Origin of the sequence: Streptomyces sp. NBC_01669 (assembly GCF_026339735.1) — a bacterium.
Taxonomy (GTDB): Bacteria; Actinomycetota; Actinomycetes; order Streptomycetales; family Streptomycetaceae; genus Streptomyces; species Streptomyces yanii.
The window spans coordinates 912,431-937,639 of record NZ_JAPEQG010000001.1 but is presented as its reverse complement, the minus strand read 5'-3'; the positions used below and the strand labels follow the sequence as shown (position 1 = coordinate 937,639).

At 67.2% G+C, this 25,209-nt stretch carries 18 protein-coding genes and 8 pseudogenes; 11 read left to right on the top strand and 15 right to left on the bottom strand.

Features of this window, described 5'->3' with window-relative positions:
* Positions 1-433 precede the first annotated feature (433 nt).
* The gene (locus tag OG972_RS04225; RefSeq protein WP_266978383.1) at positions 434-1,582 is read right to left on the bottom strand and encodes a glutathione-independent formaldehyde dehydrogenase; all 1,149 of its coding nucleotides are present in this window, start codon (positions 1,580-1,582) and stop codon (positions 434-436) included.
* A 305-nt stretch (positions 1,583-1,887) separates the two neighbouring features.
* Positions 1,888-2,061: a SpoIIE family protein phosphatase gene (locus OG972_RS04220; RefSeq protein ID WP_266978381.1), complete on the bottom strand. Its 174-nt coding sequence runs from the start codon at positions 2,059-2,061 to the stop codon at positions 1,888-1,890.
* Positions 2,062-2,291: 230 nt separating this feature from the next.
* Between OG972_RS04220 and OG972_RS04215 the strand changes: the two genes are divergently transcribed.
* Positions 2,292-2,654, top strand: coding sequence for a DUF1330 domain-containing protein (locus OG972_RS04215; protein ID WP_266978379.1), 363 nt, complete (start codon positions 2,292-2,294; stop codon positions 2,652-2,654).
* An 811-nt stretch (positions 2,655-3,465) separates the two neighbouring features.
* Here OG972_RS04215 and OG972_RS04210 read toward each other — a convergent pair.
* From OG972_RS04210 to OG972_RS04190, 5 genes and pseudogenes are all read right to left on the bottom strand, one after another.
* A pseudogene (locus OG972_RS04210) lies at positions 3,466-3,633 on the bottom strand (VOC family protein); the annotation flags it as partial.
* Positions 3,634-3,717: 84 nt separating this feature from the next.
* Positions 3,718-6,102, bottom strand: a complete 2,385-nt coding sequence (locus OG972_RS04205) for an excinuclease ABC subunit UvrA (protein ID WP_266978377.1) — start codon at positions 6,100-6,102, stop codon at positions 3,718-3,720.
* 371 nt (positions 6,103-6,473) lie between these two features.
* On the bottom strand, positions 6,474-6,890 hold the full coding sequence (locus OG972_RS04200) for a VOC family protein (protein ID WP_266978375.1): 417 nt from the start codon (positions 6,888-6,890) through the stop codon (positions 6,474-6,476).
* A gap of 52 nt (positions 6,891-6,942) precedes the next feature.
* A pseudogene (locus OG972_RS04195) lies at positions 6,943-7,059 on the bottom strand (AraC family transcriptional regulator); the annotation flags it as partial.
* Between the two features lie 47 nt (positions 7,060-7,106).
* Entirely contained in the window at positions 7,107-7,772 is a 666-nt protein-coding gene (locus OG972_RS04190; protein WP_266978373.1) for an HAD-IA family hydrolase, read from the bottom strand.
* Between the two features lie 379 nt (positions 7,773-8,151).
* Here OG972_RS04190 and OG972_RS04185 point away from each other — a divergent pair, with 379 nt between their 5' ends.
* Positions 8,152-9,153 (top strand): helix-turn-helix domain-containing protein, encoded by a 1,002-nt coding sequence (locus OG972_RS04185; RefSeq protein WP_266978371.1) that lies wholly within the window; start codon positions 8,152-8,154, stop codon positions 9,151-9,153.
* Positions 9,154-9,524: 371 nt separating this feature from the next.
* On the opposite strand, the pseudogene OG972_RS49545 reads toward OG972_RS04185, so the two are convergent.
* The 4 genes and pseudogenes from OG972_RS49545 to OG972_RS04170 form a co-directional block, all read right to left on the bottom strand.
* Positions 9,525-10,061: pseudogene (locus tag OG972_RS49545) on the bottom strand (trehalase-like domain-containing protein); the annotation flags it as partial.
* A gap of 102 nt (positions 10,062-10,163) precedes the next feature.
* Complete coding sequence (gene secY / locus OG972_RS04180) at positions 10,164-11,474, bottom strand: preprotein translocase subunit SecY (RefSeq protein WP_266978369.1); 1,311 nt, start codon at positions 11,472-11,474, stop codon at positions 10,164-10,166.
* Positions 11,475-12,166: 692 nt separating this feature from the next.
* Positions 12,167-13,597 (bottom strand): selenium-binding protein SBP56-related protein, encoded by a 1,431-nt coding sequence (locus OG972_RS04175; protein ID WP_266978367.1) that lies wholly within the window; start codon positions 13,595-13,597, stop codon positions 12,167-12,169.
* Between the two features lie 222 nt (positions 13,598-13,819).
* Positions 13,820-14,857 (bottom strand): alpha/beta fold hydrolase, encoded by a 1,038-nt coding sequence (locus tag OG972_RS04170; protein WP_266990262.1) that lies wholly within the window; start codon positions 14,855-14,857, stop codon positions 13,820-13,822.
* Positions 14,858-15,766: 909 nt separating this feature from the next.
* Here OG972_RS04170 and OG972_RS04165 point away from each other — a divergent pair.
* From OG972_RS04165 to OG972_RS49195, 8 genes and pseudogenes are all read left to right on the top strand, one after another.
* Entirely contained in the window at positions 15,767-16,393 is a 627-nt protein-coding gene (locus tag OG972_RS04165) for a DUF6230 family protein (protein ID WP_266978365.1), read from the top strand.
* A gap of 195 nt (positions 16,394-16,588) precedes the next feature.
* Positions 16,589-16,942: pseudogene (locus OG972_RS04160) on the top strand (DUF6114 domain-containing protein); the annotation flags it as partial.
* Positions 16,943-17,315: 373 nt separating this feature from the next.
* A pseudogene (locus OG972_RS04155) lies at positions 17,316-17,433 on the top strand (IS5/IS1182 family transposase); the annotation flags it as partial.
* 90 nt (positions 17,434-17,523) lie between these two features.
* Positions 17,524-17,652 (top strand): annotated as a pseudogene (locus OG972_RS04150) (transcription antitermination factor NusB); the annotation flags it as partial.
* Positions 17,653-18,039: 387 nt separating this feature from the next.
* The gene (locus OG972_RS04145) at positions 18,040-19,341 is read left to right on the top strand and encodes a Dyp-type peroxidase (RefSeq protein ID WP_266978363.1); all 1,302 of its coding nucleotides are present in this window, start codon (positions 18,040-18,042) and stop codon (positions 19,339-19,341) included.
* Between the two features lie 86 nt (positions 19,342-19,427).
* Positions 19,428-20,483, top strand: coding sequence for a cytochrome D1 domain-containing protein (locus OG972_RS04140; RefSeq protein ID WP_266978361.1), 1,056 nt, complete (start codon positions 19,428-19,430; stop codon positions 20,481-20,483).
* Between the two features lie 20 nt (positions 20,484-20,503).
* Positions 20,504-20,806, top strand: a pseudogene (locus tag OG972_RS04135) (pyruvate formate lyase family protein); the annotation flags it as partial.
* A gap of 413 nt (positions 20,807-21,219) precedes the next feature.
* Positions 21,220-21,600 carry a universal stress protein gene (locus tag OG972_RS49195; protein WP_323135845.1) on the top strand — a complete coding sequence of 127 codons (381 nt, stop codon included), beginning with the start codon at positions 21,220-21,222 and terminating at the stop codon, positions 21,598-21,600.
* Positions 21,601-21,738: 138 nt separating this feature from the next.
* Here OG972_RS49195 and OG972_RS04125 read toward each other — a convergent pair whose 3' ends face one another.
* From OG972_RS04125 to OG972_RS04110, 4 genes and pseudogenes are all read right to left on the bottom strand, one after another.
* Positions 21,739-22,191 (bottom strand): pyridoxamine 5'-phosphate oxidase family protein, encoded by a 453-nt coding sequence (locus OG972_RS04125; protein WP_266978360.1) that lies wholly within the window; start codon positions 22,189-22,191, stop codon positions 21,739-21,741.
* Positions 22,192-22,536: 345 nt separating this feature from the next.
* Positions 22,537-22,893: pseudogene (locus tag OG972_RS04120) on the bottom strand (iron-containing alcohol dehydrogenase); the annotation flags it as partial.
* A 45-nt stretch (positions 22,894-22,938) separates the two neighbouring features.
* Entirely contained in the window at positions 22,939-23,547 is a 609-nt protein-coding gene (locus OG972_RS04115; protein WP_266978359.1) for a CBS domain-containing protein, read from the bottom strand.
* 195 nt (positions 23,548-23,742) lie between these two features.
* On the bottom strand, positions 23,743-24,141 hold the full coding sequence (locus OG972_RS04110; protein WP_266978357.1) for a hypothetical protein: 399 nt from the start codon (positions 24,139-24,141) through the stop codon (positions 23,743-23,745).
* Positions 24,142-24,509: 368 nt separating this feature from the next.
* On the opposite strand from OG972_RS04110, the gene OG972_RS04105 reads away from it, so the two are divergent.
* Positions 24,510-25,202 carry a response regulator transcription factor gene (locus OG972_RS04105; RefSeq protein ID WP_266978356.1) on the top strand — a complete coding sequence of 231 codons (693 nt, stop codon included), beginning with the start codon at positions 24,510-24,512 and terminating at the stop codon, positions 25,200-25,202.
* The last annotated feature ends 7 nt before the right edge of the window (positions 25,203-25,209 follow it).

Genomic DNA, 25,209 nt, shown 5'->3' with positions numbered 1-25,209 from the left:
CGGTGCGGTGCATCGCAAGGCGGAGGACCGTCCTCGTACTGGGCGTACGTGGGCGACTGCGACAACGCGCCGAACAGGCCTGACCGAGTGCCCCATGTCGCGCCGGGCGGACTCGGTCGGCTGAAGCCTCACGAAACCGGCTGCGGGGTTTCGGGTGAGGCGTCATGGGGCCGACAGAACGAGCAGGCGCGCCGTCGCGGGTCGTGTCGGCAGAACGGGATGCCGCGTCCCGGTGGGCCTGCTCCCCTTGTGGCCGGCCGGCGTCTCGGCTTCGAACAGGCACCACACGCCTGAGAGCCTGTCGGTTCGAGAACCCCGCAGATCATGGTGGGGCCGGCGGCCGCTGTCACCTTCCGCGCGCACCTTCCCCAGCCCCGACCCGGGAAGCATCCGGGGCCGGCGAAGTGCGTGCGTAGGGTCACCCGGTCGCGGTTCAGGAGCCGTTGGGGTGGAGGACAACCTTGGTCCAGCCGTCGTCGCGGGCGTCGAAATGCTCGTAGCCCTCAGGGGCCCGGTCCAGCGGCAGCTCGTGCGAGACGATCCAGGACGGCTTGGCCTTGCCCTGTTCGATCAGGTTGCACAGCTGCCGGTTGTACGCCTTGACGTTGGCCTGGCCATTGCCCACGGACTGGCCCTTGAACCAGAACAGCCCGTAGTCGAAAGCGATTTCGCCTTCCTTGTACAGCTTGTCCGGGCTGCCGGGGTCGTGGGGGATGAAGACGCCGACCACGCCGATGGTGCCGGTGAACTTCACCGAGTGCACCAGGTTGTTCAGCGTGAGGTTGGGGTGCTCGGTGCCTTGCGGGTCGTGCGCCTGGTAGCCCACGCACTCGCAGCCCCGGTCCGCCCCGAGGCCGTTGGTGAGTTCATTGACCTGATCGATGGGCGAGGCCTTGGAGTCGTCGATCGGGATGGCCCCGATCTCCTCGGCCAGCGCGAGGCGGTCCGGGTGACGGTCCACGACCATCACCTTGGCCGCGCTCTTGAGGTTCGCCGACAAGGCGGCCATGAGGCCGACCGGCCCGGCACCGTAGATCACCACGTTGTCGCCGGGCTGTACCTTCGCCAGTTCGGTGCAGTGCCAGCCGGTGGGAAAGATGTCGGAGAGCATGACGTAGTCGGTCTGCTTCTCCCGCGCCTCCTCGGGCAGGACCAGGCAGTTCACGTCGCCGTAGGGCACGCGCAGGAACTCCGCCTGCCCGCCGTTGTACGGGCCCATTCCTGCGAACCCGTATGCGGCGCCAGCCATGGTCGGGTCGACCGGTGTGGTCAGACAGAACGCAGTGAGGCCCTTCTCGCAGTTGCGGCAGAAACCGCAGTTGATATTGAACGGCAGACACACCAGGTCACCGACCCGCACCAGGTCCACGCCGTCACCGATCTCGACGACCTCACCCATGTTCTCGTGGCCCAGGACCCGTCCGGCCTCCATGTCGGTGCGTCCTTCGTACATGTGCAGATCCGACCCGCAGATGTTCGTAGTCGTGATCTTCACCAGGACGTCCGTCGGCCGCTCGATCTTCGCGTCCGGTACCTCCTTCACCGTCACCGAGCGCGGTCCTTCGTACACCAGTGCCTTCATGACAGGTCCCTTCGCTGTCAGCACGCTGCGTGCGCGCGTCCGCTCCTGCACCAGGGGCGGGGCGGATTGTGGCGCAGCCGAAACCTCGAACTCCAATGCACCCGGCGAGCAAATCCGCGCGAGGGACCCTGCGGGCGGGCGCTCTGTCGCTGCCGATGCGGCTGCCGTGTTGTGGGGCTCACCGTCCGCTGAGGCGATTCGCCTCCTTATGTCCACCCTCCCACCAGGAACACGGCTGTCAAAGCGATCACGGAGCGCCTTGCGCAGGTCCGGCTGTGTTGGTGACTGGCGGGAGCACCAGGTGCTCAGCCGCGAGACCGCTCTCTGCCGGGAGAGAGGTCGTCGGCCGGGTCGAAGCGGAGGACGCAGGACGTCACGAACAGGTCCGGATCGAGTTCGGCCAGGAGCCCGCTGGTGCGATCGATGATTGCCGCGGGCTCGTGGCCTTCGGTCGCGTAGGCCGCTGCCGCGCTGCGCACCCGGTCCGGTCGGCGCTCCCGCTGACGGCGGTCCTTCTCAGGGGTTCGAGAGCAGACTGGAAGAGGAAGGGCGCGGTGTCGTACGGAACGGCTGGTCCTTCTGGTCGTCGTCCGTGCGTTGCAATGACGGCCTTGCCGCGGAAGGGGGTTCACGCCTGGACCGGTCGGGGCGTGATGCTGTTGGCATCCGGCGCCTCCGGTGTTGAGCATCGCCACGAGGAGAGGTATCGATGTCGACGTATCTGGTCAATCACCTGCGCATCCCTGGCATGCCGCAGGAGGAGAACCTGGCCTATCTGGAGCAGGTCGAGGCCACCACGGCGCTTTACGGAGGAAAGTGGCTCGCCATTGACGGCGAGGTGCAGGTCCTCGAAGGTGCCTGGCCGGGCTCGGTGGTGCTGATCGAGTTCCCTGACATGGAGACGGCGCAGGCGTGGTACAACTCGCCGGAGTATCAGAAGATCATTCATCTGCGCACGGACCGGACCATCAGTGATCTGGTCCTGGTCGACGGCGTCAGCTCGGACTTCACGGCTGCCGGCTACGCGCAGCAGCTCCGTGCGACGATTGCGGCCGCCGAGTGCGGCAGCTGATCCGGCCGGTGCCGTACTGAGCCGAGAGACGGGCGGGTTCACCTGCGGTACCCCGGCCTCACGCCGATCTCGATGGTCTCGGCACCCGTGCGTTGACGGGTCGATCCGGAAGTTGCGGCTTGTTCGGCGCCGTCGCTGCCGTCCGTCTGAGGGGTTTGCTTGGAAGGTGTGCCGCTTCACCGCTGTAGCGATCCGTGACGCGCCGATGAGGTGAGAAGCGATCCCGGGTGAGGAGTACGTGAAATGACTACCCTGCTGGAGTGCTTTCTCACAATCTGCGGTAGACGTGATCGTTGGAGCAGCAATTCCCGTATGCGGAATTCCAGGAAGACTCAAGCAGATGGAGAAGGTGAGACTTTCTCCACAGCGGAGCATCGGTGGCGAACCGGTGGGGGAGGGGCCCCTTGGGGATTTGCTCGATCCGCCTATGCCGACAGCCATAAAACCTGGCACTACTTGGCTGAGCCCTATCTCTTCGCGTGGCCCGGCATCATTTTTTCCGTTCCTCTTCCTCAGGGTTCCGCGTTTCCGGACGAAGGTCACCTTGCCGGTTCGTCAGAGCGTTCCGGAAGAGTCCGTCTGCCGGGCCCGCGGCGCGGACGGGAAGGCTGGTGATGCGGGATGTCCCGTCATCCCTGGCGGGCACACGGCGTCGACTACGGCACCTCGCCGCATTGTCGGAACGCCCGAATACATCCAATATGCGGACGCCCCTCCGCCCTGCGATGCCTCGCAGCAGACGCCGCGCGCTGACTCACCACGCCGACGCGGTGCGCGACGACATCAGTTCGCCGGCCGGGTAGCGCCCGGTTCACGGGGCCGGAGTTGACTGCCTGCGAGGCCGGCTGAAGCGCAGCATGGTACCGGAGGGATCGCGGAAGGCGCAGGCGCGGACGCTGCACGGCTGGTCGATCGGCTCCCGCAGCGCCTCGCCACCCACGGCGCGGATGCGCTCGAAGGTGGCGTCGCAGTCGTCGGTCCTGACCGATCGTCGGCGGACACCGAATGGGGCGAGTTCAAACAGATGAGAGAACTCGTCTCACGGCGTCCGCGAGAGCCTCGGTCAGATACCGACGTAGGCCGCGAGGTGCTCGGCGGTGAGGGTGCGGCGGGCGGCGACGAGGTCGGCGGGTGTGCCCTCGAAGACGATCCGGCCGCCGTCGTGGCCGGCGCCGGGGCCGAGGTCGATGATCCAGTCGGCGTGCGCCATGACCGCCTGGTGGTGCTCGACGACGATGACCGATTTGCCGGAGTCGACGAGCCGGTCGAGCAGGCCGAGCAGTTGTTCGACGTCGGCGAGGTGCAGGCCGGTGGTCGGTTCGTCGAGGACGTAGATGCCGCCCTTGTCGGCCATGCGGGTGGCCAACTTGAGCCGCTGCCGCTCGCCGCCGGACAGCGTGGTGAGCGGCTGGCCGAGGTTGAGGTAACCGAGCCCGACGTCGGCGAGCCGGCCGAGGATGCGGTGCGCGGCCGGCGTGTGCGCCTCGCCGGCACCGAAGAACTCATCGGCCTCGGTCACCGACATCGCCAGCACCTCGCTGATGTCGCGGCCGCCGAGGTGGTACTCCAGCACCGATGTCTGGTAGCGCTTCCCCTCGCACTCCTCGCAGGTGGTGGCGACGCCGGCCATCATCGCCAGGTCGGTGTAGATGACGCCGACGCCGTTGCAGTTGGGGCAGGCGCCCTCGGAATTGGCGCTGAACAGCGCCGGCTTCACGCCGTTGACCTTCGCGAACGCCTTACGGATCGGGTCGAGCAGTCCGGTGTATGTCGCCGGGTTGCTCCGCCGCGAGCCGCGGATCGCACTCTGGTCGATCGACACCACACCCGCACCGGCGGGGATCGACCCGTGCACGAGCGAGCTCTTTCCGGAGCCGGCGACACCGGTGACGACGGCGAGCACCCCGAGCGGGATGTCGACGTCGACGTCGCGCAGGTTGTGCGCTGTCGCGCCGCGGATCTCCAGCGTTCCGGTGGGCGTCCGCACCGTGTCCTTGAGGGCGGCCCGGTCGTCGAGATGGCGGCCGGTGATGGTGCCGCCGGCCCGCAGCCCCTCGACGGTGCCCTCGAAGCAGACGGTGCCGCCCGCGGACCCGGCGCCGGGGCCGAGGTCGACGACGTGGTCGGCGATCGCGATCGTCTCCGGCTTGTGCTCCACGACAAGCACTGTGTTGCCCTTGTCCCGCAGCCGCAGCAGCAGGCCGTTCATCCGCTGGATGTCATGGGGGTGCATGCCAATGGTGGGCTCGTCGAAGACGTAGGTGACGTCGGTGAGCGAGGAGCCGAGGTGGCGGATCATCTTGACGCGCTGCGCCTCGCCGCCCGACAGCGTGCCCGACGGCCGGTCGAGCGAGAGGTAGCCGAGGCCGATCTCCACGAACGAGTCGAGAGTGTGCCGCAGTGCGGTGAGCAGCGGTGCCACGGACGGCTCGTCGAGGCCGCTGACCCATTCGGCCAGGTCACTGATCTGCATCGCGCAGGCATCGGCGATGCTGATCCGCTTGATCTTCGACGACCGGGCCCCCTCGCTGAGCCGGGTGCCGTCGCACTCGGGACAGGTGGTGAAGGTGACCGCCCGCTCCACGAACGCCCGGATGTGCGGCTGCATCGCCTCCTTGTCCTTGGACAGGAACGACTTCTGGATCTTGGGGATCAGCCCCTCGTAGGTGAGGTTCACGCCCTCGACCTTCACTTTGGTCGGCTCCCGGTAGAGGAAGTCCTGCATCTCCTTCTTGGTGTACTTGCAGATCGGCTTGTTCGGGTCGAGGAGGCCCGACTCGGCGTAGACCCGCACGGTCCAGAAGCTGTCCGACTTCCAGCCGGGGATGGTGAACGCGCCCTCGGCGATCGACTTGGAGTCGTCGTAGAGCTGGGTGAGATCGATGTCGGAGACCGTGCCCCGGCCCTCGCAGCGCGTACACATGCCGCCGGTGCGGGTGAAGGTTGCTTTGACCGCCGTCTTGGCACCGCGCTCGACGGTGATCGCACCGCTCGCCCGGACCGAGGGGACGTTGAAGGCGTACGCGCTGGGCGGGCCGATGTGCGGTTTGCCGAGTCGGCTGAAGAGGATGCGCAGCATCGCGTTGGCGTCGGTGGCGGTGCCGACCGTGGAGCGGGGGTCGGCACCCATCCGCTGCTGGTCGACGATGATCGCGGTCGTCAGCCCTTCGAGTACGTCGACCTCGGGACGCGCCAGCGTCGGCATGAAGCCCTGCACGAAGGCGCTGTAGGTCTCGTTGATCAGCCGCTGCGACTCCGCGGCGATCGTGTCGAACACCAGGGAGCTCTTGCCGGAGCCGGAGACGCCGGTGAACACCGTCAGCCGGCGCTTCGGGATCTCGATGCTGACGTCCTTGAGGTTGTTCTCGCGCGCGCCGTGCACGCGGATCAGATCGTGGCTGTCGGCACCGTGCAGCGCAGTCGACTGCGTGTCCGTCCTCTTGGCCATGCTTATCGTGTCTCCATCTGTTGGGTGGGGCCGCCTTCGCGGTCTCCGTCGGCGTCGCCCGGCTCGATCTGACCAGCTTCGAGGAGTACTCCTGGTTCTCCTCGTCGGCGCGGTTGCGGCAACGGTCCGCTGTCTACCAGATCGGCGGTGTCGGCCGGGGTCGCGCTCGGCGCGAGAACCAAGGCATCCACGCCGCTTCGGCCCGTGACGCCTCTGGGACCCGGCCACGCGGCGCGCCCGGCCGAGGCGTCAGAGCAACCAGCGGCCGTCGCGCATCAGCTCGCGGTCGGGGAGCTCGTTCACCTCGCGCGGGGCCTGGCTGCGGCGCGGGGTTCGCAGGCCGGGTAGCGCCCGGTCCGTGGGACCGGAGCTCAGTGCCTGCGAGGCTGGCTGAAGCGCAGCATGGTGCCGGAGGGATCGCGGAAGGCGCAGTCGCGGACGCCGTACGGCTGGTCGATCGGCTCCTGCAGCACCTCGCCACCCGCGGCGCGGATGCGCTCGAAGGTGGCGTCGCAGTCGTCGGTGGAGAAGATCACGCCGCGCAGCAGGCCCTTCGCCAGCAGTTCCGCCATGGCCTTCTTGTCGGCGGGCGAGGCATTCGGGTCCGCGAGCGGCGGCTCGAGGACGATCTCCACGTCCGGCTGCGACGGCGCGCCGACGGTCACCCAGCGCATCCCCTCGAACCCGACGTCGTTGCGCACCTCCAGACCCAGAACGTCCCGGTAGAAGGCGAGCGCCTTGTCGTGGTCGTCGACGGCGATGAAGCACTGTGAAAGCCTGATGTCCATGCGTTTCACGCTACGGACGGGGGCCAGGTTTCGCTTCTCCATTTCTGACCGGTCACGTGTGGATCTTGGCGACACAGGCCGGGAGGGCGGCGCCCTCGTCATGGCAGCGGCCCTGGTACGCGCTCGGGCGCTCGCCGACCGGCTCGGTGAAGCGAGAGCTGAACGACCCCCAGCGATGTGTCCGGCGCCGGCGCGCGCCGCCCTCGGACGGATCGCTCAGACCGCAGAATCGCGTGCTCCGGTCGTGAAAGCGAGGATTTCGGGTACAGCTTCGCGCAGGCTCCCGAAGTGGCGGTGTACTCCCTCCACCGCAACTGGAGCGTTGACTCCCCACACGGTCATCCCGGCATGCAACCCGGATTTCACACCGGACGGCGCGTCCTCAATGACCAGGCAGTGCTCAGGCCCGGCCCCGAGTCGCTCGGCAGCCAGCAGGTAGGGGACCGGTGACGGTTTGCCTTCCTCGACGGCGGCGGCATCCACCAGCACGTCAGGAACCGGCAGACCGGTCCGGGCGAACCGCCCGCGCACCCGGTGCTCGTAGTTCGACGTCACCAGACCCCAGCAACCCGAGGGCAGAGCGGACAGCAACTCCGGCGCACCGTCGAAGGCGGCATAGACACCGGACCGAACGTCCTCGTCTTCCAGCGCGTGCAAGGCCGCCAGGCACTCCAGCGGATCCTGATCCGGGGCGACTGCCGCGAAGGTCTCCATCGGCCGCGTCCGCAGCGCCACCCGGTAGACCTCATCAGGGTCCAGTCCGTATCGCACCGCCCAAGTCCCCCAGACCTGCCGCTGATTCGCCACTGCGTCGATCAATGTGCCGTCGACGTCAAACAGGACGTACTTCCGGGGAACAGGTCGAGCTCGTTCGCTGGTCACGTCGTGATCATGCCATCAGCGCACCGAGCAAGCAGTTGCGGGACAGCCTTGGGTCGTTGAGGGACCGGCCTGGCGTCATGCGCCATGCGTGGCGCTTTCGGCTGCGGGAGAGGGCTGCTGACTGCGGGTGCGGTGGCGCCTGCTCGCTTGGTGAAGAGGACGTGACAGGACCGACGGCAGAGGCCGCCGGGGGCGGGCACCGGGGCACATGAGACCCCGTACCCCGCTGCCCTTCGGGGCCTTCGGTTGCGGCGCGATCAGGGCGTATAGTGCGGTTGCCTGTTGTCGATCCCGTTCCGGCAAGGCGCGGTTGTCGGGCGCTTCCGACATACTCCTCCTCTCACCCTGTACGCCGTCAGCAGGGGCGGAAAGGAACACGATGCTGGAGGCAGCGGGTCTCACCCCGGCTGAGGAAGCCGTTTACCGGACTCTGGTGACGATGCCCACCGCGTCGGCTGACGACATTTCGAAGCAATCCGGTCTGATGCCGTTGGAAGTTGAGCGCGTGCTCGCGGCGCTCAAAGCCAAAGGATTGGCCAGCAGGATGGACAGCACGCCCCGCAGCTTCGTTGCCAATCCTCCGGACGTCGCATTGTTGCCGCACCTCCAGAGGCAGTCCGACTCCCTTGACCAGGCCCGCGCGGCGGTCACTGATCTGCTGGAGACGTACCGGCGTACCAGGCGTCGAAGGGACCCCGACCAGCTGATCGAAGTCATCACCGGCGCCGAAGGGCTGCGCCAGCATCTGCGTCAGATCCAGGACAGTACGCGCCACGAGATGCTGTGGTTCTGCAAGGCGCAGTACGTGGCTATGCCCTCGGGAAGCAACCAGGCCGAGTTCGACGCTCTCGCCCGGGGGGTGCGTTACCGCGTCCTGTACGAACGGGCGTTCTTCGACGACCCCGGTGCTGTTGACAACGTTGCCGACGGCGTACGAGCAGGGGAGATGGCCCGTGCGGTCCCGCACCTTCCGCTGCGGCTGGCCGTTGCCGACCGGGCCATTGCCATCTGTCCCTTGGTGCCGGGCGGCCCCGGTGGGAGCTCCGAAGAGCCGACCACAGCATTGGTCCGCGGCAGCAACCTGCTGGAGGCCCTGGTCGCTCTGTTCGAGCGCTACTGGGTGGACGCCGTACCGTTGCACGTGAGTGAGTCCGGAACGGTCGACGGCACGGACGAGGCCGCTCGTGGACACGAGCTGTCGGCGACGGATCGTCAGCTGCTGTCACTCCTTGTCGCAGGTGTGGCCGACAAGGCCATAGCCAGCCAGATGGGACTGAGCCGACGCACCGTGCAGCGACGCATCCAGGCCATGATGGCCGTCGCGGGCGCGACCACACGGATGCAGCTGGCATGGCAGGCCGCCCGCCGGAACTGGATGTAGCAGCGCCCGGGCCCACCCGCTCGCCGCCCGCGGAGCGCCGCACCTGAAAGCATCACTGCGACTATCGCGCCGGTCGGCTGGAAGGTCAGCGCCTGGAGTACGCGACCGCTGTGATGGACCAGCTCGTCCCATGGGCCGCGGTAGCCCTGATGGAGTTCCGCACCACGAGCGCCAGCTGGCAACGGTGTCATCGAGGTGCCTGAGGATCTCGCCCTGGCTCCACATCGTCGGGATACCGCCTGCCGGGACGTGCTGGAGCGCGAATGCCACCTGTTCGCCCGCGTGCATCGTGAAATGGCAGAGTGCTGCGTCGGAAACGATGAACGGAACAGGCGAGGACAGTCCTGGTGTGTTCTCGGTCCTCCGTGGCATCGCAGTCCGCCGCCGATGGGGATGAGGAGGGGCCTGACCAGACCGAACTCGGGTCGGGGTGCGAACTCACCGGCGATTCGGACTGTGCCCTCTGTGCACGTGAGTACGCGCAGGAGCAGATGGGGGGCATTTTGCCCCAGCGCATGCTCTCGCTCATTCAAGCCCGAGGCAAGGGCGTCGGTCAGGGTCACCGTGCCTGCGGGCGTGGCGAATTCGCTCTCCAGCACCATGGTGCGTTCCAGATAGCGCCGCTTGGCGGTGAAGGTGTCGGCCGGTTGGAGGGACCAGTGTCCTGCCTCGGGCCCCAGGATCCGGCCGAGTACCGAACTGACGTCGAAGTGGGGCAGGCACAGCCAGTCGACCGAGCCCTCCTTGCTGACCAGAGCGGCAGTCTGGCAGTCGGAGAGCAGCGCGTAGTCGGAGATGGCCCGGTCACTCACAATGGCCCTCTCACCCGGAGGCGGCCGAGTCGCGCGGACTTCTCCCGGGTGGCTCCTCACCGCTGCGCAACGACGACGCGCCTCTTCCTCTCTCATTATTCACCGGCTTGAGTGGTGACGCCTGCCCTGCCGTAGCCCGACCCTTGATATGAGGACCATGCGTCCTGAAATGCGGGGGCGGGAAAGGAGGTTCGGGAATCAGCGGAGGAAGCCTTCGTAATCATGCTGCTGGAGCTGGCTGTTGATTTGCTTCACCGTTTCCAGACCCACACCCACGATGATGAGGATGCTTGTTCCGCTGAGGCTGCTGGCACCGCCATAACTCGCAAAAGCAACTGTGGGAACCAGTGCGATCACCCCCAGATAGAGAGCTCCCGGCCACGTCATCCTGTTGAGGACATAGCCCAGGTACTGGGCGGTGGGTCGGCCGGCTCGGATTCCCGGGATGAAGCCGCCGTATTTCGTCATGTTGTCTGCGACTTCCTCGGGGTTGAACGTGATCGACACGTAAAAGAATGCAAAGAAGACCGTCAACAGGAAATAGGCGAATACGTAGTAGGGGTCGTCCCCCATGACGAAGTTACGTTCGATCCACGCCTTCCATCCCGAGGTCGAACTGGAGAACTGTGCAATGAGCTGTGGAATGTACAGAAGCGACGACGCGAAAATGACCGGAATTACTCCCGCCTGGTTGACTTTCATTGGGATGTATGTAGATGCGTGACCGTAGGATTTCCGGCCGATCACCCGCTTTGTGTACTGCACCGGGATGCGACGCTGGGCCTGCTCGACGAAGACGACCAAGCCCACCATGACGAATCCGACGGCAATGACGCTGCTGAAGTTGATCCAGCCACCGGCGATCTTGCCGTTCTGTTTGATGGCCCACAGCGTGCCGGGCAAGGTGGCCGCGGTCGAGACGAATACCAGGATCGACATGCCGTTGCCTACACCGCGGTCCGTGATCAGCTCGCCGAGCCACATCACGGAGGCTGTACCTGCGGCGATCGTAAGCACCATGATGGCGGTCATGAAGTTCGACTTGTCCGGCACGATGTCCGAGGCGACCGGACAGCCGCTGAACAGGGCGCCGCTCCGGGCGGTTGCGACCAGGCCTGTGCCCTGCAGTACGGCGAGCGCGACCGTGAGGTAGCGCGTGTATTGGGTGATCTTCGCCTGCCCCGCCCCGCCCTCTTTTTTGAGCGCTTCCAACTTCGGGATGACGACGGTCAGCAACTGAAGAATGATGCTCGCGGTGATGTACGGCAGGATGCCGAGCGCGAACACCGCGATATGTAGCAGTGCCCCGCCGCTGAACAGATTCAACAGACCGAGGAGACGGCTGCTGCCGGCCTGTGCTGCATTGATGCAGGCCTGGACGTTCCCGTAGTTCACCCCGGGGATCGGGATGTGCGCCCCGAGGCGGTACAGGGCGATCATGCCGAGCGTGAAGAGCACCTTATTGCGCAGTTCGGGCGTCCGGAATACGCGGACGATCGCGGTGGGCAAGGTGCCTCCTTCGCCTCTGCGCCGGCGAGTCAGAGATGATCGTGTTGAGGGATGGCCGCATCAGCAATTTCCGACCGGGGAACGCCTCGTCGGAACATATGGCTGCGCTAAGGGCTGTCCCGTAGTGCGAAGCGTGCCACGATCACAAACTCGTCACCACTTGAGTCGAACTCGACTTGCGTAAGCCAATGAACAACCTCATAGGCATGGAGCGGCAACAGGAGGTCGCTGAAGTGTTCCGGGAGTCCCACGACCCCACCCCGGGGGTTCCGTCAGGGCAACGATGTGGGCTCCCCGTGCCGCTCCGTGATCCGAGCGCATGCGCCGGACCGGACGGTGGGCGGCTGAGACCTCACTCGCGTCGCACCGGGAGCTTCTGACGGGCTCCGGCCACGGTGCGACCACCACGGAGCCCGCGCCTGATCCGTCTGCGCCCGGAACTCCTGCGAACGGCTCGCAGGCTTTGGTACGAACGGCTGGCACGCTGCGGTTCAGCGGTGAGACGAGGGGGCCACTCCAATCTCGGCTTTCATGAATTCGGCTGGTCTCACCGGGATGAGAACGGAAAGTTCGATGCGCTGCACCTGCCGGGTGCGCGCTGCTCCGCCGTCGGACGGCCAGATCTTTGATGGCTCTCTTCGTAACCGGGGCGGCAACCGCCGCGGGCGCCGGCGCCCGCGGCGCGTGAGCGGTCAGCGGCGGTAGCAGTACGAATCCGAGGAGGCGTCGCCGCCTTGCAGGCGCGTCTGGTGCACGCGCAAGCCGAGGAAGTCCGGGCCGTGCGGGAAGAAGCGGCTGTCGACGGAGAGCCCGCCGTGCGAGGGGTCGGCGTCGAGTTTGACCATCCACGGGTCGATGCCCGCGGGATAGAGCTGCGCGTCCCAGGCGGAGTACAAGGAGTTCGTCAGATACACGCGCCGCCCGTCGCGGCTGAGCTCGACCATCTGCGCTCCGCCGGTCAGCGGAATATCTGGCTCGGCCGGAAACGGGTGTCGGCCGACCACGCCGCCAAGACGCACGGACGAGGTCTGCCTCGGACGGAACGGGTCGCTCACGTCGAACTGGAGCAGCTCGCCGGTTCCCCATGCGGATACGTACAGCCACTGGTCGTCCACCGACAGGTCGATGTCGGTGATGAATGGGGGCACGGATCCGAACGGCTGCAGCGCCGGGGGCAGGTCCTCCGTTTGCGCGGGTTCGGCAGGGAGGGTGATCACCTTGCGGACCACGAAGTCCTCGCCCTCCCGGTTCCACAGCCACACAGACGCCGACAGGTCCTCTACGTTGACCACGGTGTTTGTGAACCCCCACGTTGCCTCGGGGTCGTGCGCGGGACGCAGCTCCAGCACCATCTGGTTCTCGTCCCCCAGATCGACGCGCTGCAGGTGCCGGCCGGAGTCCAGCTCCCAGAAGTGCAGTGAGTGGCCGTACTGGCGACCCAGCAGCAGTTCGGGGACAAGGCCGTCCTCGACCATCGAGGGGCTCCCCCACTCACTGGTCACGGCGATGTTCTGGCGCAGATGCCACCAGACGTCGTAGGCGAGCTGCTGCGGTCCGCGGTCGCTCTCCCAGGCGCGCAGCACTTCGAAGCTTTCGTGGTCCAGCAGCGCGATGCCGCCAGGCCCGTCCGCACCGTCCGCGCCGCCCAGGCAGGACAGGAACATTCCGTCGGGGCCACAGTGGAGTGTGTGCGGACGCGAATATCCGGCCTTGGCGGCCAACTCCTCGGGCTCGACCACCTTGACCAGGTGGGGGCGGGCGGGATCGGGTCCGGTGTCGAAGACGTGCAGCCGGGAAGAGCGCAGTCCCGGGACGATGAGGTAGCGCCGCGCAGCGTGATGATGACCGGCATGCGCCAGCGCGCTCGAGCAGGCGTTCCAGCCGAAGTGGTGCAGTTCGTTGCCCGGATCGGGCAGTTCGGCGTGGGAGGTCACGCGGCCGTATACGGGGGATTCGGGGTCGGCGCCGACGGTGAACAACGCGTCCGCGCGCTGTGCGGTCGGGTCGAAACCGACGACGTAGGCGAGCTTCTCCGGGGGTGCGGCGACGGCGTCCGCCGGAGTGCGGTACAAGGTGGGGTCCCTGTGGTCGTCGCGGTCATGAGCGTGATCGGTCGTCGTCATGGCTGTTCCTTCTCCCGAACGGGAGCCTGGACCTGGGGAATCCCGACAGGCAGCCGGGCTCACCCGTTCGAGATCGATGTGCAGACGCCGGACATTGATGCCGTTGAATCAGCGTTTCACAGCCCCGAAGCACTGCCAAGGCGGCAGCGTGGGCCGGCCTCAGCGCGCGGCTCGTCTCCGGCACGCCCGAGAGCGGCGGCGCCGAGCGTAAAGGTGGCGCGATCAAAAACCGTCGACTTCGACGACCGCTTCGGCAAAGGCTTTCGGGGCTTCCTGCGGCACGTTGTGGCCGATGCCCTTCAGGGTCCGGTGGGCGTATGGGCCGGTGAAGTGGCTGCGATAACTGGTGCCATCCCCGGGAGGAGTGAAGGGATCCAACTCGCCGTCAAGGGTCATCGTGGGCAGCGTGATGACGGGGCTCCGGGCAAGTCGTTCTTCGAGACGGTCGTATCGGGGGTCACCCTTGGCCAGGCCAAGTCGCCAGCGATAGTTATGGATCACGATGGGGACCCAATCCGGATTGTCGAAGGCCGCCGCAGTGCGGTCGAACGTTGCGTCGTCGAAATGCCACGTCGGGGAGACGTTCTTCCAGATCAGTTTCGCGAAATCATGCGTGTACTTCGCAAGGCCGAGCCGGCCCCTTTCTGTGGCGAAATAGTACTGATACCACCACGCCCACTCGGCCTCCGGCGGCAGCGGCTTCCTGTTGCGCTCGCGGTTGGTGATCAGGTAGCCGCTCACCGAGACCAGCGCCTTGCAGCGTTCGGGCCAGAGAGCCGCGATGATGTCAGCCGTCCGTGATCCCCAGTCGAAGCCGGCCAGGATCGCCTTCCCGATCTTCAGCGCATCCATCAGCGCGATGAGGTCGAGGGCAAACACCGACTGCTGAGCATTCAGGAACGTCTTTCTCGACAGGAAGCGCGTCGTGCCATGGCCGCGCAGATACGGAACGATCACTCGGTAGCCCCGCGCGGCCAGCAGGGGCGCCACATCGACATAACTGTGAATGTCGTAGGGCCAGCCGTGCAGGAGAATGACCGCGGGACCTTTGGTGGGACCGGCCTCGGCGTACCCGATGTTCAGGACCCCGGCATTGATCTGCTTCAGTGAGCCGAAAGACGTGTTCCCCGGCTTACCCACGGGGTGCACCGTCGACTTTTCCCGGTCGGGTGCCGAGGCCGATGTCGCCGTGAGCGCCGACAGCGAGGCTCCGGCTGTCCCTACGGCGAGAATCTTGGAAAACGTCCGCCTGTCGATGATCGTCACCTTTCCGTGAAGGCTTTTATACGCTCATGCATGACAAACGAGCGGCCAAATCGGACGTGGCGGGTGAATCGGTTTTCTTGCCGACCGCGCGTTGACGTCATGTGTCGTCGGCACGAGTTCCAGATTCGGTTACATGAGCGCATCATCTGTGGTTCATCACCGAGCGACTGACGGGCTCGGCGGTGCGGACTCGGCTCGCCATCCGGCCCTGACCTCGTCACTCGCCTCGCCAGACGGTGTCGAAGGCCGCTTCTGCGGTGGCTTGCCGTTGTCCTGCGGCTTCCAGCCCACAAGCTCGCTGCTGCTGTTCCGACGCACCTGACCCGGACTCACGCGCGGGCTCATCCCGTGCACCTGACGGCCCGGTTGAAGAAGCGAAGCCGCTACGGCGCCCCTCTGGCCGAGGCGGTGCGCAAGAAATGGCGGACGCGGCGCGGGAGCTGGGCGAGGCCCGCTTTCGCCGGCCGATGCGGTGCGAGCCTTGTTCGACTCTCAGGGCCGACGCAAGGCACGCCGCCGCCGGAGCTCGCGGATGCGCGGGCTGGTGCCCTGCTGTCCGGTCAGGTACGGCAGCCGATTGCAGGCGTCGAGGTGAACCCTGGAGTGGTATCCGCCCAGGTGCCGTCCGGCTTCGAGCCTGTTGGCGATGGCCCGACCGCACGGCGGGCAGCGGCGATCCGGTGCCTCTGTTTCACCCGTCTGGGCGGCCTGACATGCTGACGGGTTTTCCTGTCCGCAGTCTAGAGTCCAGCAAAGGGGCAGGGCCGTGGTCCATGTCGGACCCCAAGTGCCTGCAAGGCTTTTTTCGCGACCGGAATGCCCGCCGTCCCGCCTGGCGGACGAGTCTGTCCGAAAGGCACGGCGTTCGGGGGCGGCCTGCACTTCACACGAGAGGGGCATGGCATGTCGCACGGCTGCGGCAGAACCCGATGGAAGCGATTCGCTCTTGTCCTGCTTCCCAGCACGGTGGCTGCCGCGGCCCTGGGCATTGGCATGGCGCAAGGTGCACTGGCCGCGTCGTTCTTCATCTCCGGCGCCCGGTTCCGGATCGCTGCAGACACCCTGGTCGCTCGCGGTCTGAGTATCTACGGCACGGTGGACGTGACCAGAGAGGGCCGCCAAGTTCCCGTCGTGGTCACAGGCGCCAGGCATGCGACGATCAAGCGCCTGTGCCAGTCCGTAGCGGTCGAGATTCCGGTTCTGGGCCTGTACACACTGCTGCTCACCGGCGGCGACCGCGGTGAGCCGGTCGAGGCGCGGGACCTCTTCATCGACACGACATCCCTGGCGGCCGCTGGGGCGACCTTCAATGACATGGACATCGGTGTTGCCGCGGGCTCGGTCACCAAGGGCCCGATCGACCCGGGCGACCGGGACTCGGGGTTCTTCGATCCCAACGCCTTTGCACAGCAGGCCGTATCGACCACCCTGACCGACGTGCGCTCAAAAGTGGTTGCGGTCTCGGCTGCCACCCTCAACGTCCCGGACCTCGAATTGAGTCTCAAGCAGGGCAACCAGCACTGCTTCTGACTCCGGGCACACCGCTACGGCCCCGGATGCCGCGCCGGCACACCGTGGTGGACCAGTCCAGCCGTGCCCGGTCAGCCGAGGCCGGACGCGCACGCACTCGACGTACCGGACCGTCAGGCGACACCCACTCCCTCACTCTGAAAGCCGCATGTGATCAACGAGCCTTTCGCCACCCGCCCAGGACGACGCGACAGGATCGCCGGCGCACGAGGCAGATTCAGGACCTGGCGTGGTGGACGCCCGTTCTGGGCCGGTCTGTTCATGCTCTCGGCGGGGGCGCCCATCATCTACTTCCCTTACGTCCACATCACGCTGGAAGGCGTCCCTGTGGCACTGTCCACCACGGCCGGTGCCGCATCACTGATCATCGGGATCCTGCTCATGACCCTGGGCGTCCTGCTCTGGTTCCATCAGCAGGTGCGCGTCTTCGCCGGGGTCGCTGGCCTGCTGCTCACCCTCGTCTCCTTCCCCCTCGCCAACTTCGGGGGCCTCTTCTTCGGACTGTTCTTCGGCCTTGTCGGCGGTTCCCTGGCCTGCGCCTGGGCCCCCTCCCCGTCGGAGGCCGAGGTGCAGCACACGGCGACCTCGTCACCCGTGACCGTTCCTGGGAGCGAGGGCCCCCATGAAAGCTGACGGCCTGACCGGTCAAGCCGGGGCGGCCCGGATACCCAGCTGCGTCGCCGGGCGAGAACCCGCCGAATACGCCTGTGGTGCCGGCCGGGTCGCCTTCGGTTCCGGCGAGCCAGGGGCCGGGTGTCATGCTGCTGCCGCTGGGCAGGACGAAGAATCCCGCGTTCACACCGGCCAGGGCGCCCGTGCGCCGGAGACCGAACTTACTGTCTCGCGGCTCGGGACGACGCCCGTGCCCAGCTCGGAGGCGAGCCTGCCGGTGCGCGAGGCGTTCGCTCCCGGCCGCGCGCTCGGCTGCCACCGCCGGCGGATCCCCAACCTCGCCGTGTTCGAACACATCGTGCTCGCCCTGGTCCACGGTTCCGGCTGTGAAGGGATCGGGCCCCGGCGGCTCGGATCTCGCCATCCGATGACGCGTCAGGCACTGGGCCGGCCTGGGCGTAGCGCAATTGCCGGGCCACCTGGTGAACGGCGCTCCCTGATCACCTGAGCTCGAAAGGGAGCTCTGCCCGGAGCCTTCGGTGCCGGGCGCCGCCGTCCTGGACGAGGCAGTGCAGCGCGCCAAAGCGTGCTCCACGGACGAGTCACCAGCCTTCGTCAACGGTTTGCCGGCCCGACTCAGGGAGCTCAACACGCGCCTGCGGGCGCGACTGGGCTGTTTCCGGAAGTCACCGGTCTGCCCGTCAGCCGTCCGGGGGAGCTCTCCGGGACGGTCGACGGCCTGCGATCCGGTCGCCGAGAAGCCGCCGCGCTGCCTGCCTCACAGTGACAGCACGCGGGCACGGCCGAAGCCGCCGCACGCGATCCAAACCCCTTACCTCGAGCCACACTTCCCAGTGGCGCGAGCAAGGATGTCGCATATATTCCGTTTTGTGGACAGTTATGAAACTGAAGGTCCTTCAAGCGCTGGTTGGGACAGCCCTTAGGGGCGTCCCCTGCTGGGCCGGGCCGGCCCACGGAATCCGATCGCGGCAAGACGGTGCGGCTTGCCACCTGGCTCCTGCCTGAGGGGAACGATGGCTGACGAGACGTTCACGACCCCGGATGAAGGGTGGAGCGGCGAAGGGTGTCCGGCGAGTGCGTTTGCCCGGCGGTCGTTTCTTCACGGTGCTGCCGCGAGCCTGGCCGGAGCGGCCGGCGCGGTCGCCTTGGGCAGCGGTACGGCGTACGCCGACACAGTGGCTGTTCCCAAGATGGGACCGGCATCTCGCGTGATCCCCTTCCATGGCTATCACCAGGCAGGCATCGCCACTCTGCCCCAGCAGGACGCGATTTTCGTCTCGTTCGACGTGACCGCCTCGAGCCGAGCAAAACTCACCGACCTGTTCCGCACGCTGACCTCGCGAGCCCGTTTCCTCACGGCGGGTGGCAGACCACCGAAGGCGTCCCCGACCGCACCGCCGACGGACAACGGCATCCTGGGACCCACGGTCGTGGCGGATGGTCTCACCCTGACGGTCGGAGTGGGCGCATCCCTCTTCGACGACCGCTACGGACTCAAGCCGCGCAAGCCGGTCCAGCTCGTCACGATGACTCCCTTCCGCCATGACGACTTGGACCCCGCGATGAGCCAGGGGGACCTGCTGATCCAGATCTGCGCCGATCACCGCGACACGACGGTGCATGCACTGCTCGACATCCTGACCCACACCAAGTCTGCGATGAAGTTGCGCTGGCGCATCGACGGCCAGCGCAATCCGGAGCGTCCGGTCGGTGTCCGGCGCGACTGGTTCGGCTTCAAGGACGGCATCTCCAACCCAGCCGTCTCCGACGACGCCCAGATGAATCAGGTGGTCTGGGTCCAGCCGAAGAGCGCCGAACCGGCCTGGACCGCGGGTGGCACGTACCACGTGGTGCGTATCGTGCATTTTTTTATCGAGGCATGGCAGAAGGTGCCCGTTGCCCAGCAAGAGCGGATCTTCGGCCGCCGCAAGGCGAGCGGCGCACCCATGTACGGCGTGGGTGAGAACGCCCCGGAATTTTTCGACCCCATCTACACCAACGACCCGCAGGGCCTGATCACCCCGCTGAACTCTCACATCCGTCTTGCCAATCCCCAGACTCCGCAGACCGCGGCGACGAGCACCATCCTGCGTCGCAGTTACGACTATGACCGGAGCCCCAACCTGCCGGAACTCGACATGGGGCATGCGTTCGTCTGCTTCCAGCAAAAACTCAAGACCTACATCGCCATGCAGACACGGTTGGAAGGCGAAGCACTGGTGCCATTCATCAGCCCGCGGGGCGGGGGCTACTTCTTCGCACTTCCGGGCGTCCAGGACGAGAAGGACTACTACGCCCGCCGGCTCCTGACCTGACCTCATCCGATCCCGCTGCCGGGCAGCCGTCGGCGGGATGTCGCCCGGTTCCGGACCGAACCATCGCACTGCTCACAGGAGGCGAGATGTTCTCTGCCCTGCGGACCCGAGCCGGCAGCGGCCGCCGGCGACCCGGCAGGACGCTCCGGTCGGCACTCGCCGTGGGCATGGGGATCCTGCTGATCTCCTGTACGCCCACCCCCTCGGTCAAGAAGGAATCGGCTCCTGCGCCGATTGCGCCGACTGCGCCCGTCGCCGGCGCCAGTGGCCGCGTGTATGTCACGAACCAGCAGGACAACACACTCTCGGTGATCGACGCCCGAACCTACAGGGTCGTCGCGACCGTGCCGGCCGGCGTGGCGCCGGGAGGCCTCGCGGTCACCAAGGACGGCAAGCACGTGTACATCGCCAACAGCGGCTCTGCCCGGGTCTCGGTCCTCGACACCCGGAGCAACAAGATCGTCAGAACCGTGCCGGTCGGGAAGGGTCCCACCGGTGTCGGCCTCAGCCCCGATGGCAGGTCACTCTATGTCACCAACGGCAAGTCCAACACCGTCTCGCTGATCGACACCCGAACCAGTCGGGTGGTCGCGACCATCCCGGTCGGAAAATCTCCGGTGAACGTGGCCTTCAGTCGTGACGGTGGCAGGGCCTACGTGGCGAACGCCGGGTCGGGCAACCTGTCGGTCATCGACACCCGCACGCGCCGGGTCGCGCGGCAACTCCCCGCGGGGCGCTCCCCGGTGGGCGTAGCCCTCACCCCGGACGGCGAGTCGGCCTACGTCGCCGACGAAGTGGGCAAGCAGGTCCTTGCCGTCGCAATCCGTACCGGCAAGGCGACTGCCGTACAGGTGGGCGAGGGTCCCTTTGACGTGGCTATGGGGCCCGACGGCCGCTTCGCCTACTCCGCCGATCTCGGCCCGGGCAACGTATCCGTGATCGACACCGGCAAGAACCGCGTCTCGGCAACCATCGCCCTGGGCCCTCCCGGCACCGACCCGTTCAACCTGGAAGTCACCAGCCGCGCTGTCTACGTCACGAACCAGGGAGCGGGCACCCTCACGGTCATCGACCCGGCATCCCGCAAGGTCGTCGCCACTGTCACCCTCGGCGCCGGCCCCTACGGCGTCGCCGTGAGCTGAGCCGGCGATGCACAGCATCGCTGATCGTCGGGCTGCAGACCGACGCCCCGCTGAAGCGGGCGATCATGCCGGGCGGCGGCCTGCCCATGGTGGAGAACGGCCTGAAGGCGTACGGCTACGAGCCCGACCCCTTCGTCACCAAGGTCTTCGGCACCCATCGCAAGACCCACAACGACGACGTTTTCGACGCCTGCACCCCCGAGATGCGGGCCGCGCGCAAGGCCGGGATCATCACCGGGCTGCCCGACGCCTACAGCCGCGGCCGGATCATCGGCGACTACCGGCGCGTGGCGCTGCACGGCACCGACCGGCTGATCCAGGCCGCCGACTGGGCGGCCCGGGAAGCCATGCTCCGCGACGTCCCTCTGCGTCTGGTCCACGCTCTTCGGTGGCAGCCCTACATGTACGCGCCCCTGGGCGGGATACCAAAGCGTCCCTCCGCTCCGACGCGCAGAGCAACTGGGCCGACCACATGCTGCGCGAAGCAGAAGCGAAGATCGCGCACCGCCACCGGGGCCTGCGGATCATCGCTGACCGCATTCCCGAAGAGCCCGTCCCCGCCCTGCTCGCGGCGGCCGAGGAGGCCGATCTGCTGGTGCTGGGCTCCCGTGGCCTGAGAGCCTGTCGGGTGACCTTCGATCGGATAGCGGGCGCGGTCTGGTGCGTGCGATTCCAAGGCGGCGGGATGTCCTCGTAGCGGAGCTACTAGGATATTTCGGCAACGCGGGAAGCGTGCGTGCCAGGGCGTGGCCGCCCGGTCAGAGGTCACCCGACAGGCTCTGAGTGGCGTCGCCGGGTTCCTGATCGGGTCCGTCGCCCTCGCTACGACAATGGCGGTGCCCTCAACGCCGAACTGCACGCCGAGCGGACGGGGGAGGTACAGGGCGCCCTGTCCAAGACCCTGGATCCCTGGTGGAACAAGTTCCCCGGCGTCGAGGTCACAGAGCAAGCCGTGATCGGCAAGGGAGGCTCCCACCTGGCGGAGGCTTCGCGCGATGCGTCCCTGGTCATGGTCGGCCGCCGCGAGCGCCGGCTGCCGATCGGCGCCGCAATCGGCCCGGTCACCCATGCAGTGCTGCACCATGCCGCTGAACCGATCGCGGCACAGGAACCGTGAAACTCGGCCATACCGGGCGGCCGAGTTCGGCGAGTTCTGGGAGGAATGTCGACGACCGTGTGGTAGCCGATGCGCCGGCATGAGCTGCCTACGCGGTGAGGAGCCATACGGCTGGTCTTCGGCGGTTCGTGACCGTGATCAGGTGTTCGCGGCGGTGAGTCGGATGCCGGTGATCAAGTCCGGGCGGATGCGGACCGCATAGTCCATGGTCTGGTTCACCCAGGGGTTGAGCAGTGCGCGGTAGCGGGCCAGCTCACCCGGCTCGGTCACCAGGTGGGCGTAACCGGTGACCATCACGCTCCAACCGAGGTGCCTGTCCGGGTCGATGGCGTCGGCCTCGTAGGCGACGACCACGCCCTGGCCGTCGGCCTGCCGCGCGCGCGAGGTCAGCGCCGCGCCCTCGTGAGTGCGGATGACGATGTCGCCGTTGTCCAATACGTGGTTCACCGGGCGGATGGTCGGCAGCGCGTGACGAGTGAAGACGATCCTCCCGAAGGACACGCAGCCCAGCAGCCGCAAGGCTTCGTCACTGTCGAGCTCGACGCTCCGGCGCGGTCCGGCAGGAAGGGGCTGGGCGTGGTCGATGGTCATGGCAGGCTTCCGTACGGTTTTCGTTGCTCACTGTTGTGTGTCGTCGGCCGACGCGCGGATGCTGTCGCGCGGCCGGTCGCCGTGGTGACGGCCGGGGCTCTCAGGCATGTAAGTCGTCCCTTTCGAGTCGAGCCGTGGACGGCTGCCTGTCCGTGGCACCCGGGTGAAGTGGGCCCCACGGGCAGGCTCGGTCAGGTCATTGGAACTGCACCGGAGCTCCTCGTACCAGGGCCGTTCGACCCTCGTCCGCGTCCGGCCGGCCCTGCCCACCTCAGTAGTAGGCGGGGCGCATGATGTCCTGCATGTTGTCGAGCATGGGCATCCGCGGGTTGGCGGGCGCGCACTGGTGGGTATGCACACCAGGCGGGCGCGGGCGCTGAGGACCGGGAAGCGGAAGGCGCGCTTGCGGATGTCGGAGAACTTCTGCCGCATGTTGCCGAAGTCGACGTCCGGGTGCTCGTACAGCAGCCACATCACCTTGGCCGCGTCCATCGGCGAGCCGCCGTCGAGTGCGATGATCGTGTCGGGGCGGAAGGCCCGCATGAGCTGGGCACCCCACTGGACGGAGTCGATGCTCGGCTCCGGCTCGACGTTGTCGATGATCTGCACGGTTACCGGTTCGTGGCGGCGCTGGAGGATGCGGCTGACACGGTCGACGAAGTCGAGGCGGGTCATGGTGGCGTCGGTGACGATTGTGACGCGCTCGCGGCGTGACCGTCGCCGCTCGGGTGCCCGGTTCAGGACGATTCAGTGCGCGGTCGGCTGCGCAGGGCGGCAGTCGTCGATGTCAAACCCGAGCCTGTTGACCACACCGACGACGCCTTCCAAACGCCAGGTCGACCGAACGGCCAGAGGGACGTCACTACGGCGGTGAAGGCGTCCCTCCAGCACGACCATGCCGTCCCGGACGGAAACGGCGACGGCGCCGGGTGGCAGGCCCAGCGCGCTGACCAGGACCTCCTCCACCACCTGCTGACGGATCTCCTCGTCCGTACGAAGGAAGACCCGCAGCAGGTCGCGGCGGGTGGCGATACCGATGAGGCGGTCCTCCTCATCCACCACGGGCAGACGGTCGACGTCCTGACGTTCCATCAGCCGTGCGGCATCCGACACACGTTGCTCCGGATGGACGGTGACCGCCGGGGTCGTCATCAGCTCTCCCGCGGTCGTGGCCACGGAGCCGTGCGCGAGATCGGCGCCGGAGACCACCCCGACCACCTTGTCATCGTGGTCGACGACCGGCAGTGCGCGGATACGGTGCCGATCCAGCAACCGCGCCACGTCGTCCAACGGCGTCTGCCGGCTTGCGCAGACGACCTCGCTGGTCATGACTTCGCCGACGGTGCGCGTCTTCATGGCGCTTCCCTCCTTCACGGTGCGAGCGGGAGGCGGGCAGGCCTTGCTCTCCGCTGGGTGACAGAGCCTCTACCTCGAGGCACCTGCCGACCGCCTCGCCGCCCCTTCAGCCTCGCAGCCACCCTGCGCCGCGGCGCAGGGCCAGACGTACCTGGTAGAGGACCGACCCGCCTCGCACCGGAGGGCCGGGAGACTCTAATCCCGCCCGCTGATGGCCTGGCCACCACGCCACGGTGGGGGAGTGGCCGACCTGCGGGCCGCCTCCTTGCGGTGCAGGACCCGAGTCATCTGGCTGCGGAGGCGGTCCTGCAACCGGTCCGCCAGTTCATGTGCCGTCGCCTCCTGGGCGTGCACGACCACAAGAGTGTTCCCCACGACGAGCTCGGCCCCGGCAGACCAGGGATGCTCGACGTGGTGCGCCGCTGCCTTCGCGATCCTCACCTCGCCGCTGACGTCTGGAACTCCGGGCCGGTTGAAAGCCGTGTCGACCTTGGTCCGAACGTACGCGAGTGCCTCTTCGTCCACATCGCCTTCCGTTCGCACCTGTACTGCGACGGTGGAGGTGACGTGGGTGCCGGTGTCCTTCGCAGTCATCTGCTCCGCTCCTTCGATCGTTGGGCAGCGGCTTCAGACTTCTGCGAGGACCGGCGTGGGCCCAGGGCTGTCAGGCCCCAGGAACGGGGCCGTAGGGCCTCCCCCTACAGGGCCGCCGGACTCGCCCTTCGGCAGTGCGGGTCCGACCGGCTGCCGGGAGCCGCCGGGGGGCGTGGTCCTCGACGTGGACGTGTCCGGCCCGCCAGTTCGTCCCCGCACGGCACCACTGCTTCTGGCTGCGGGAGATTCTGTGGAAACAGGGCCGACCGGCCCTGGCCCTTCGGCCCGGACCCGGGAAAGATCCCGGCACGGAGACCGATACGGTCCAAGTGGACATCGACGAGTAACGCGGAACCAGGGAGCAAGTGATGGCGGACAGCAAGCAGCCCGGCCCCGAGAGCCCGATCCGGGTCTTCCTGCTGGACGACCACGAGGTGGTACGACGTGGAGTGCGCGACGTGCTGAACGACGAGCCGGACATCGATGTGATCGGCGAGGCCGGCACCGTGGAGCAGGCCCTGGTGCGCGTCCCCGCACTGCGCCCGCAGGTGGCGGTCCTGGACGTCCGGCTGCCCGACGGTGACGGCGTGACCGTGTGCCGGGAGCTGCGCTCGCGCCTGCCGGAGCTGGCCTGCCTGATGCTGACCTCCTTCGATGACGAGGAGGCGCTGCTGGACTCGATCATGGCGGGCGCGTCCGGATACGTTCTGAAGCAGATCCAAGGATCCGACCTGGTGTCCGCAGTGCGCACCGTGGCCCGCGGCCAGTCCCTGCTGGATCCGAGCGCCACCACCAGGCTGATGGCCCGTCTTCGGGGCGGGCAGCAGCAGGAAGAAGAGCCGGACGCCCTGCTCGGTCTGACCGAGCGGGAGCGGGAGATCCTCGCCCTGATCGGCGAGGGCCTCACCAACCGCCAGATCGGCCAGCGGCTGTACCTCGCCGAGAAGACGGTGAAGAACCACATCTCCCGCCTGCTCGCCAAGCTCGGCGTGGAGCGCCGTATCCAGGCCGCGGTCATGGCCACCCAGGTCCAGGACCGGCAGAGGCAGGAAGGGCGCTGAAGTCCTG